At 32.3% G+C, this 10,639-nt stretch carries 8 protein-coding genes and 1 tRNA gene; 3 read left to right on the forward strand and 6 right to left on the reverse strand.

Annotation, left to right across the window (positions count from 1 at the left end; all coding sequences use genetic code 11):
• Window positions 1-185: 185 nt before the first annotated feature.
• The gene (locus BUE10_RS20865; RefSeq protein ID WP_073488672.1) at window positions 186-2,948 is read right to left on the reverse strand and encodes an outer membrane beta-barrel protein; all 2,763 of its coding nucleotides are present in this window, start codon (window positions 2,946-2,948) and stop codon (window positions 186-188) included.
• Window positions 2,949-3,291: 343 nt separating this feature from the next.
• Between BUE10_RS20865 and BUE10_RS20875 the strand changes: the two genes are divergently transcribed.
• Window positions 3,292-5,163, forward strand: a complete 1,872-nt coding sequence (locus BUE10_RS20875) for a transthyretin-like family protein (protein ID WP_073488676.1) — start codon at window positions 3,292-3,294, stop codon at window positions 5,161-5,163.
• A gap of 82 nt (window positions 5,164-5,245) precedes the next feature.
• Here BUE10_RS20875 and der read toward each other — a convergent pair whose 3' ends face one another.
• Both der and era read right to left on the reverse strand, forming a co-directional pair.
• Window positions 5,246-6,553, reverse strand: a complete 1,308-nt coding sequence (gene der, locus BUE10_RS20880; protein ID WP_073488678.1) for a ribosome biogenesis GTPase Der — start codon at window positions 6,551-6,553, stop codon at window positions 5,246-5,248.
• A gap of 227 nt (window positions 6,554-6,780) precedes the next feature.
• Entirely contained in the window at window positions 6,781-7,662 is an 882-nt protein-coding gene (gene era / locus BUE10_RS20885; protein WP_056205193.1) for a GTPase Era, read from the reverse strand.
• A 116-nt stretch (window positions 7,663-7,778) separates the two neighbouring features.
• Between era and BUE10_RS20890 the strand changes: the two genes are divergently transcribed.
• Both BUE10_RS20890 and BUE10_RS20895 read left to right on the forward strand, forming a co-directional pair.
• Window positions 7,779-7,851 (forward strand) — tRNA-Met (locus BUE10_RS20890).
• 243 nt (window positions 7,852-8,094) lie between these two features.
• Entirely contained in the window at window positions 8,095-8,892 is a 798-nt protein-coding gene (locus BUE10_RS20895; RefSeq protein WP_073488680.1) for a hypothetical protein, read from the forward strand.
• A gap of 247 nt (window positions 8,893-9,139) precedes the next feature.
• Here the strand turns inward: BUE10_RS20895 and BUE10_RS20900 are convergent, their stop codons facing one another.
• From BUE10_RS20900 to BUE10_RS20910, 3 genes are read right to left on the reverse strand one after another with little or no spacing between them, the layout of a single operon-like run.
• On the reverse strand, window positions 9,140-9,586 hold the full coding sequence (locus BUE10_RS20900; protein WP_073488682.1) for a hypothetical protein: 447 nt from the start codon (window positions 9,584-9,586) through the stop codon (window positions 9,140-9,142).
• Between the two features lie 33 nt (window positions 9,587-9,619).
• On the reverse strand, window positions 9,620-9,991 hold the full coding sequence (locus tag BUE10_RS20905; RefSeq protein ID WP_073488684.1) for a hypothetical protein: 372 nt from the start codon (window positions 9,989-9,991) through the stop codon (window positions 9,620-9,622).
• Window positions 9,992-10,031: 40 nt separating this feature from the next.
• A complete protein-coding gene (locus BUE10_RS20910; RefSeq protein ID WP_073488686.1) occupies window positions 10,032-10,352 on the reverse strand; it encodes a lysozyme inhibitor LprI family protein in 321 nt (106 codons plus the stop codon).
• Between the last annotated feature and the right edge of the window lie 287 nt (window positions 10,353-10,639).

Below are 10,639 nucleotides of genomic sequence, written 5' to 3' on the forward strand. Positions count from 1 at the left end.
ATTTTAGATTTTAGATTTTAGATTTTAGATTTTAGATTTTAGATTTTAGATTTTAGATTTTAGATTTTAGATTTTAGATTTTAGATTTTAGATTTTACAAAAAACTCGGATCAAATTAAAATTTGATCCGAGTTTTTTGTATTCCTTTGTTACTTTGCCCCTTTGTACCTCTGAACCTCAAAAACCTACTCTCTCTGCCTTCTCTTTCCTCCTTTTTCAGATCCTGTAAAGTTTCCTATTTTATAGGCTAGAGAAAACATTACGTAACGTCTTAAAACAGTATTTTCTTCATCACGGATTGCAGTTGCAGAAATGGTTCGTGTAGCACTTAAATTTTGGTTTAAAACATCATACACTTTTACTTTTGCATAGAGTTTTTTATCAAAGAATCCGTATGACAAACTGGTGTTCCATAAGTAAAAATCTTTTTTGAAATCGCCTGAAATATTCGAATTATAAGTGTATCCAAAATCATTTCCGAAGATTAAATTTTCTGGCCAGTAAGTTGTAGTCTGCAAATTGATTCTGTGTACTACATTTGAAGTTGCATCTCGTGAATAGTTTTCATATTTCGACTGATTGTATGATAAATTATAAGATGGCGCAATAGTCAATATTTCTCCATAATCGTATGACATATAAATTTTTGGAGTAATCGAAGTTGATTTTGCATTGTATAAAACAGCATTTGTAAATCCTTTGTCAAAAGAATAACCTGCGTTTAATCCTAAACCATATCTTAAAGTATGCGCTCCGCTTTTTACCGACTGATTCCAGTTTGCACCAAAAGATGCATTGTAAACGCCAGAAATATTTACATAAGTTGTATTTCTTTTTCCGCTTTCATCATAAATAGAAGTCGACACGATATCATTATCATAATAATCTCCTTTTAAATATAAACTGTAACCGGAACGCGAACGGAAATCGTAATTTTTGAAATTGAAATTTACACTGCTTTTTTCTATCGGATGCAAATTAGGATTTCCAATAATTGTATTCAGCGGATTATTAAGGTTCACCACAGGCATTAACTGCGTTGCAGATGGCAGTGCATTTGAATAATCATATTTAAGGGATAAATTTTTAGAACGCGTAAACTTGTATCTAAATATGGCTGTCGCAAATGGTAATGCATATTTTTTACTTAAATCGGTTGCATTATTTAAATACAACGAATGGTTATCAAAATTTACAATTGAAGTTCGGCTGTCAAGATTTAATGTAAACTTGTTTTTTTGCAGTGTAATTCCAACTTTTGGTGTAACCGAATTTTGTACGGAACTTGTATAATTACTCAAAGACAAATTTAGGTCACTATATTCTTGTGTATCAGGATTGAAATTAAAAGTCTTTTGATCGTTTACAGAACTATTCCAATCAAAATCAGATCCAAACCTTACTCTTAAAGAATCAGTTATTGGTTCTGTATATTCGATATCTGCAGAATAAGCGTCGCTGCTGTTTTTTTGTTTTGTAGTTTGATTTCTTTCATCATTCGGCTGATTATCCTGATGGAAAATTGTTTCAGAAAGATTCAAACCATTAGCATCCGTGCTTGTATTATTATTTGTAAATACAAAGCTTAGATTTCGAGATTTCTTTTGAAAGGTTTTATTAAAGTTGATTGTGTTACCAAAATTAAAGTTATCACTTTCAGAATACGATTTAGAATTGCTTTCGTTTAATGCATTTCCGTTTTCATCTTCAGAAGAACTTGATGAAGTCGAATTACTGTTTGTCCGCGATTGATTCAGCTTTGGCGCCACCACAATTCGCATACTTGGATTAATTTTATACTCTAGTTCAAAATTGACATTATTCCCAGTGCTTTCGTTTCTTGTTTTAGATTCGGCCTCTGTAATAATATTTCCGGTTGGTAAAAAACTAAGCTGGTTCGATTTGCTGTCGTTATTATTAATCGTATTCGAAAAATTATAACTTCCCATCGCAAGCAGGTTTTTTGTCCAATCATCAGAATAATTAAGTCCAACTAAATTTGACTGTGTAATTCCCTTCCCGCTTCCACCAGAACTTGTACTTCCACCTCTTCCGCTGCTGTTTCTTCCGCCCGCCATATTATCAAAAACATCATCCATAGAAAATCCGGTTGCGTTGATATTATTGGAAGAAGCCAGCAGACTTATTTTCTGTTTATTATTAAAATAATTGAGGTTGACATTGGCTTCATAACGATCATCTGTGCCATAGCCGCCCATAATTTTTCCAAAATAACCTTTGTTTTTCTTTTCATCAATAGTAATATTAATACTCGAAAAATCTGAGGTTGATTCTTGTTTTGCCAATTCTTCTTTCTTGGTTTTAAAATCAGAAACCTGAATCTTTTTTATAATATCTGCCGGTAAATTTTTAATGGCAATCGCTCCGTCTTTATCAAAAAAAGTTTTTCCGTTTACTAAAACCTGATTGACCTCTCGTCCATTTACCGTAATTTTCCCATCATTATCGACATCAAACCCTGGCAATTGTTTCAATAAAGTTTCGACATTAGAATCTGGACGGACTTTATATGACGCTGCATTAAATTCTAAAGTATCTTTTTTGATGGTTATGGGCGCTGCTTCTGTTTTAATAACAACATCATTTAAGGCATTTACATTTTCAAGCATATATATTTTACCGAAATCTTTGCTTTCTGTAAGCCCTTTGTATTCTTCAAAATAGGTTTGATATCCCATATAACTCACCTTCAAAAATACAGGTTTGTCATATTTTTTGATATCCATTCTAAAAGCACCATTTTTATCTGTAGTGGCGTATTCAATAACAGTAGAATCTTTAATTGTGGTGAAATAAACCGTTGCCATTTCTAAAGGTAATTGGGTATTAACATCTAAAATTGCCCCTCTAATGGTAATATCATTCTGCGAATGGACTGTAAAGACAAAAAGGAAGAAAAACGAAAGAAATGAATAAATCTTAGTCATAAAAAATTTGGTTAGTTGGATGTTTAGACTGCAAAAAACCAAAAAGGTTTAATTGTATTTTTTACATTTATTCAAATAACATGCCATTTTAGGGCTTATTGAGATAACTAAAAATACATCAAAAATTTCATTTACGCACACAAACTATTGATTATCAAAAATTTAAACCCATTAAAAAAGGGTAAAACTGCCCTTTTAAAAACAGTATTTAACCTAACTCCTATTTCACCAAAATACAAAAACTTTGCAGCAACAACCAAAAGGAGAATTCAGAAAATCCTAAAACAGAGTATGACAGAAAAGTCGAAAACTGATAAGAGTAGGCAACTTAAAACCAATTACCATGAGAAATATTTTTAAAGGTTCCTTAAGAGGATATGTATGTGAAGATTGTCTTGAAGCCGTGTCTGAAGTAGAAATTTTAATTTATCATCCATACAGAAATGCTGATACTACTGCAAATACAGCATCAAATGCAAAAGATACATTTCGTTTTGTTTCAAAAGAAGAAGCGAAACAAAGGGCAGAATTACTTGTGTATAAAGCAAAAACAGATGCTGAAGGTAATTTTCAAATTGAAGTCAGTGAAAACCATCTTGATGCAAGCTTCGATATTGATTTTGTGTGTGGTACTGTTCCGCCAAAACACCCTAAACCAAAAAGAGATGAAATAGTGCAGCTGCATATTACGACTTTTTCGATGCGTTTAGAACTTGAAAAACAAGCGAAAAATGAAAAATTCAGATGGGAATATGCTATTGCTTATAAATGGTGGTGTTATATTCGCGGACACTTTTTTGATGCGTGGGTTATCTGCGGGCATTTAATGAACTGCCAGACTAATAAACCAATTGCTAATGCGGAGGTTACGGCAATGGATGCTGATTTTTTAACCGATGATAATTTAGGAACGGCAACAACAGATTCAAACGGACATTTTAGAATTGATTATACTTCGGCCGATTTTAAAAAGACATTTTTATCTCCCTGGATAAACATAGAAACTGATCCAAGTTTTCTTTCTTTCCAAAGCGGACCAGATGTTTATTTTAAAGCGGAATTAGGTGGTACAAAATTAGTTGACGAAACCAAAGCAGACGCACGTAAAAATGTTGGTTTTTGTTTATGCGTGAATTTATGTTCTGAAATAGCAGTAACCGATCCAGGAGTTAATTTTCCAAGTGCGTGGACCGGAATTGGATCTAAATTCAGCTCTTCTTATGGAACAAGTGCGCCAGATTTTGACGCAGAAGGTTACGCTAGTTCAGATAAAAATGTATTGTATTCAATAATAAAACTGACCGGACAAGCTGCTTTGAGATCAGTCGCCGGAAATCCAATTGAATACCGTTTTTCAGTAAGTGATGCCACTCTTCCAAACGATGATATTAATAATCCTCCTCTAGCAGGTTTTACTAAAATAGTAGGTCTACATCCTAATTTATTTTTTCCAGGGGTTGTTTCTAAATTAATTCGAAAAGTTTATTCTCCTATTCATAATCAGATTTCTGTAGTTAGTGCCCAATCTGATTTTGATGCTGAAGGCTGGTTCGATGTCAACCATGCAATTGAAAGAGCTTTAGTGAATGCTGGTTTTACTCCTGCTGATTTGATATTATATAATATTATTGAAGAAGATACATTAATCTCAATGAATACAACTGCCTTAACGACTGCTCCAGATGTTCCGAACATTTTTAGTGCAGGACAGCCTATTCCGCCAGCAAATGAAATTCCTGTCGAAAAATTTGCAATCCGTTTTGAGATTAGAGAAGTAATCAATAAAGCTTCAAATCAGTTTGGCTTTATAGATGGGGGAAAAATATTGAATTCGGTCATTATGAATAATAACCCGATTTACAGAAGACTCGCAATTAAAGAGCTTGAAGAAACTACTCTTTGTACTCCAATTAACGGTACTGTACACGCAAAATACACTTTGTACCATCCATATTTAGCATCTGGTCGTTTACACTTAAATAGTAACAGCCTTAGCATAGACCGAGATGTTGCCGATGGTATAATAAATACAACACTGGTTAAAAGAATAAACGACAATTCTGCACTCAACGCTCCGCCGCTTGATAATTTGACACGCTGTACTTACGCTTTAAAATTGCATTCTTCAACCAGAAAACATAACGGAGAAGATGGTGATTCTGATGGAAGTACACCACTAGAACAAATTTTCTTTTATGATGAGAATCAGGTATGAGTTTAATTTAATTTAAAAATAAAAAAGCAGTATTTCGAAATTGAAATACTGCTTTTTTATTTTCATAAAGATTCTTGAAAATCTATTTCTCTCTGATGTAAATATCGATTGGAACTCCTGCGAAATCCCAGTTATCACGAATTTTATTTTCCAGATATCTTTTGTATGGTTCCTTAACGTATTGCGGCATATTAGCAAAAAACACGAATTGAGGTGTTTGAGTTGGCAATTGCATACAATATTTAATTTTCACATATTTTCCTTTTGTAGCTGGCGGTGGATAAGCTTCTATTACTTTCAACATATATTCGTTGAATTTTGAAGTTGCAATTCTTTGTTTTCTGCTTTCAAAAACCTGAACTGTAGCTTCTAAAGCTTTTAATAAACGCTGTTTCGTTAAAGCCGAAACGAATAAAATTGGCACATCTGTAAAAGGCATTAATTCTTTACGGATTTTCTCTTCATAATCACGGCTCGACATGGTGTCTTTTTCAACCAAATCCCATTTGTTTACCAAGATTACAACACCTTTACGGTTTTTCTCAGCCAACCAAAAAATACTTTGATCCTGGCCTTCAAAACCACGAGTTGCGTCGATTACCAATATACAAACGTCAGCATGCTCAATTGCTCTTACAGAACGCATTACCGAGTAAAATTCTAAATCTTCCTTTACTTTTGCTTTACGACGGATTCCCGCAGTATCAACCAAATTAAATTCGAATCCAAAACGGTCAAATTTTGTATCGATTGCATCACGTGTTGTTCCTGCAATATCAGTTACGATATAACGATCCTGACCAATTAAGGCATTGATAAAACTAGATTTTCCTGCATTAGGACGTCCTACAACAGCAAAACGCGGTAATTCTTCTGTAACCTCAACTGGTTCTTTCTCTGGAAAAGCATCAATTAAAGCATCTAATAAATCTCCTGTTCCGCTTCCTGAAATACTTGCGAAAGTAAAATAATCTCCTAAACCAAGATTATAAAACTCAATCGCATCTTTCTCACGCATTGCGTTATCTACTTTGTTTACTGCCAATAAAACTGGTTTTGTCACTTTACGAAGTAACTTTGCAACCGTTTCATCCATTGGTGTAATACCTTCTTCTACATCAACTACAAAAATGATAACATCTGCTTCGTCAATAGCAAGCTCTACTTGTTTACGGATTTCACCTTCAAATACGTCGTCAGATCCGCGAACGTATCCACCGGTATCTATTACAGAAAATTCTTTTCCGTTCCACTCGCTTTTACCATAGTTTCTATCACGGGTAACCCCAGATACTGAATCTACAATAGCTTCTCTTCTTTGTATCAGCCTATTAAAAAGGGTTGATTTCCCTACATTAGGTCTTCCTACTATCGCAACAATGTTATTCATTTTTTCTATTTTAGATTTCAGATTTTAGATTTTAGATTTCGTTTTTGACTAAATCACAATAAATTGTAAATCCAAAATGCTGTCTTTAAATTTTTTGCAAAGGTAGTTAAAAAAAGTTGCTGAGATGCTAAGTTTCTAAGTACCTCGATTTTTATTGTTTTTGTTTCAGGTTTCAAGTTGAACCTCAGAGCTTAACTTGAAACCTGAAACTTGAAACAATTAAAACTCTATTGATTATAACCAAATCGTTTCAGCATATTAGCATTACTTCTCCAGTTTTTATTCACTTTTACGTAAAGTTCGATGTGAATTTGTTTTCCGAAGAATTTCTCTAAATCGGCACGGGCATCAGTTCCAACTTTCTTTAGCGCTGCACCTTTATGTCCGATGATAATTCCTTTTTGAGTATCGCGTTCCACCATAATTACAGAACGGATTCTGATAATTTTCTCGTCTTCATGAAATTCTTCTGTCACAATTTCTACTGCATACGGAATCTCTTTACTGTAATTCAATAAGATTTTTTCACGAATGGTTTCGTTTACGAAAAAACGTTCCGGTTTGTCTGTTAATTGGTCTTTTGGATAATAAGCCGGAGATTCTGGAAGCAATTCGATAATTCTTCCAAAAACTTCGGGAACATTAAAATTCTGTAAAGCCGAGATTGGGAAAATTTCAGCGTTTGGCACTTTTTCTTTCCAGAAACCAACTTGCTCTTCTAATTGTTCCTGGTTTGAATTGTCGATTTTGTTCAACAATAACAAAACCGGAATTTTAGCATAAATGATTTTATTAAAGAAAGCCTCATCTTTTAAGTCCTGCTCTCCTATTTCGACCATGTAAATTAAAATATCAGCGTCTTCAAAAGCCGATTTTACGAAGTTCATCATCGACTCCTGCATTTCATAAGCCGGTTTTATAATTCCGGGAGTATCTGACAATACAAGTTGAAAATCTTCGCCATTTACAATTCCTAGAATTCTATGACGTGTTGTTTGTGCTTTTGATGTAATGATGGATAATCTTTCTCCAACAAAGGCATTCATTAGTGTCGATTTTCCAACATTTGGATTCCCGATTATGTTTACAAAACCTGCTTTATGTGACATTTGCGTAATATTTATTTTGCAAAGGTAGTCATATCAAGTTAATACAGAAAATAAAACATTTTTTAAAATTTTCGTTGGAATTCTCAAAAATCGGCGTATCTTTGCACCCGAAACATCGCGGGATAGAGCAGTAGGCAGCTCGTCGGGCTCATAACCCGAAGGTCACAGGTTCGAGTCCTGTTCCCGCTACTAAGACAAAGCTTCAGAGAAATCTGGAGCTTTTTTGTTTTAACTATCTTTGTCAACATCTTTGCGTTCACAAACGGGACGCTCGCACCAGCAGGAAATTTTAGAAAATCGGATGTGAGTCAGTAAAATTATGATCATAAAACATTAAAATCAGACCTCAAAAATCTGGAAGATGATCTATATTAGCATGAAGAAAAGTGAACTTATATCTCATTAAACCCATTTAGCAATAATTAAAAGAAAATGAAAAATAGATACCTAATTGTATTAATTACTATTCTGCTTGTTTGTAATTCTAGTTTTAAAGCATTAGATGTAACAAAAAAAAGTTCTTTAGTAAAAGGATATAGTATGCTATATGGAAAATATATTCTAAAGACTAGCTATGATTATGATAGTGAAGGAAGATTGGTGAAAGAATCTGGAAATACTTATGAATTAAATAAAGAAGGATTTATAATACAGGAAGTTATGGCAGGCGGGACACCAGCAATGTACACCTATTTTAAAGATAGTATTGTAATGACCGTTAACAACACTTGGGTTAGAATGATTTTGAATAAAAAAAATCTATTTATTAAAAATATTACGCCAAATGAATTTTCAAAAACAAATCAACTAACTACCCGTGAAAAACGCACCTATAATTCAAATGGCTTCGTAATTAAAATGGAAGTATTTGACGACTATGTAACATACTCTTATTCCATGATATATGATTATGAATATTCTAATGGAAATATAATTAAAGAGACCAGAACAAGTCAAAATAAAAGTTCAGATGGCACAATTTCAGGAAACTCTTATTACATAGAATATGAATACTATGAAGATAAATTAAACACACTAGGAAATGCAAATTTCGGAAAAAACTACCTTGGTAATTCCAATAAAAATTTAATTAAAAGAGAAAAAAAATCGAATGGTTATATTGCGAAACATGAATATGAATTTGATAAAAATGGAAATGTTACTAAAATGAATATTTTTGATGAAAAGAACGGAACAAAGACTGATGAATATAATTATGAATATTATTGACAACAGCTAATTTTTGAAAACTAAAAATCACCAAAATCAAATTGAATATGATGGTTTTATGTTATTGAAAAGTGTTTAAGACTAATAATCCCACATTTAAAGTCTTTAAATCATCAACAAAGTGTTTCGAAAATTGTTCCCCTGCTGGCGTGAGCGTCACGCTCGTGCCATAATTTTTATTTTTTATAAACCAACTTTGAGTTCACGAACGGAACGCTCACGCCAGTAGGGAATTGAATATAATATTCTAAACAATTGTCTCTACTTTGTCTTCATAAGAATTTAACATTAACACAAAATCTTTTTCATTTAATAGTACAATCTCATCCCATCCAAAGCAAAACCCAAATATAAACTCATTATTTATGTTTAAAAATTTTGATCCAAAATGATAAGCAGATTGCGAATAATTATGAATATAAACTATTTGATCGTTCTGTATTTGATTTAGTTCTATTAGTGTCACTTCAATATTTTTTAGATCATAGTCTCCAATAATGATGAGATTATCTATTGAAGATAATTCATAAATAGATATTTCATAGTCAATTATAATTTGGATTATAGAATTATCCTTTAATCTCAATATTAAGGTATCCGACAGATCATATAAAGAATTGTCTTCTCTAATAGAAACCTTATAAATGTTTATAACTGTTTTATTCTTTAAAAAATTTAAGTTATTTTTTTTCATCAACTTATATTATAATTAGTATCTGAATATCAGTTATATTAACGGTAAACAAATTTTCCTATCTTCAATGTTAAACTCAAATTCATCAGAATTCAAATTAAACGCTTCAGATAACCCTTTAATTACTGAGTACAAAACAATAGTATCTACTGTATGAAAAGGATCCCAATCAATAAAAGGTATTTTAATAATTACTCTTTCTTCGATAAGTTTAGTTCCGAAAGATTGAAAAAAAAGCTTAACTGCAAACTCACAAGTTAATCTCCATCTATCATCAGCAGAATAAACAAAATCATAATTATCTAATTTTCTTTCTTCATAATTAAAACGGTCTATATCAAATACTATTCTTACACTATAAGCCCTTTTATTTACAACCTCTCTAAATGAATATTCTGTTTGCATATACTAAATTTATTTTATCATTTTTCCTCTGCTGGCTTTATTAATCTTTAAGAATTCCATTATAATAATGAAAAATATCAATAGTTCTTTCAACTACTAAAGAGGAATATTGACCCATTCGTATATTTGACTGCATTGTCCCGCCTCCTGAATATTGATCTTCAGTCATTGTTCCAATTAGCTTAATTTCAGCATCACGAAAAACTAACCAGGCTTTTTGAGCTGTTGCAAGAACCTTCTTGTCTTCTGGCTTTAGCGATTTCATAAGTTTATTATAATACTTATTCATTAACTTATCATAATCAGTAGTCAATTCATCAACTGTTATATTCATTCCTGCTGTTGAATAATCAATATCCATTCGTTTGGAAGCTATTGTTTCTATTCGGAAAGTATCTATTTTGAATTCTATTTCATCAGGATTTAATTCTTGTTTTGCAAGCTTTAGTTTTAGTTTAGGGATTTGGTCTTCTACTTCTGCTTTTATTTTTTTTTAAATTTCCGGAGATATTTCTTTTGGGCTATTTTGCCCAAGAACGATGTTTCCTACAAAGCAAAGAATAATGGATAAAAAAAAGTGTTTCATATATTATTAGGTTTTCTAAGCTAGCCGCTAACGTCCCATTACAACAGCGGATTTGTGACTAA

The sequence above is a fragment of the Flavobacterium sp. CF108 genome (assembly GCF_900129795.1).
In the GTDB taxonomy this organism is placed as follows: Bacteria; Bacteroidota; Bacteroidia; order Flavobacteriales; family Flavobacteriaceae; genus Flavobacterium.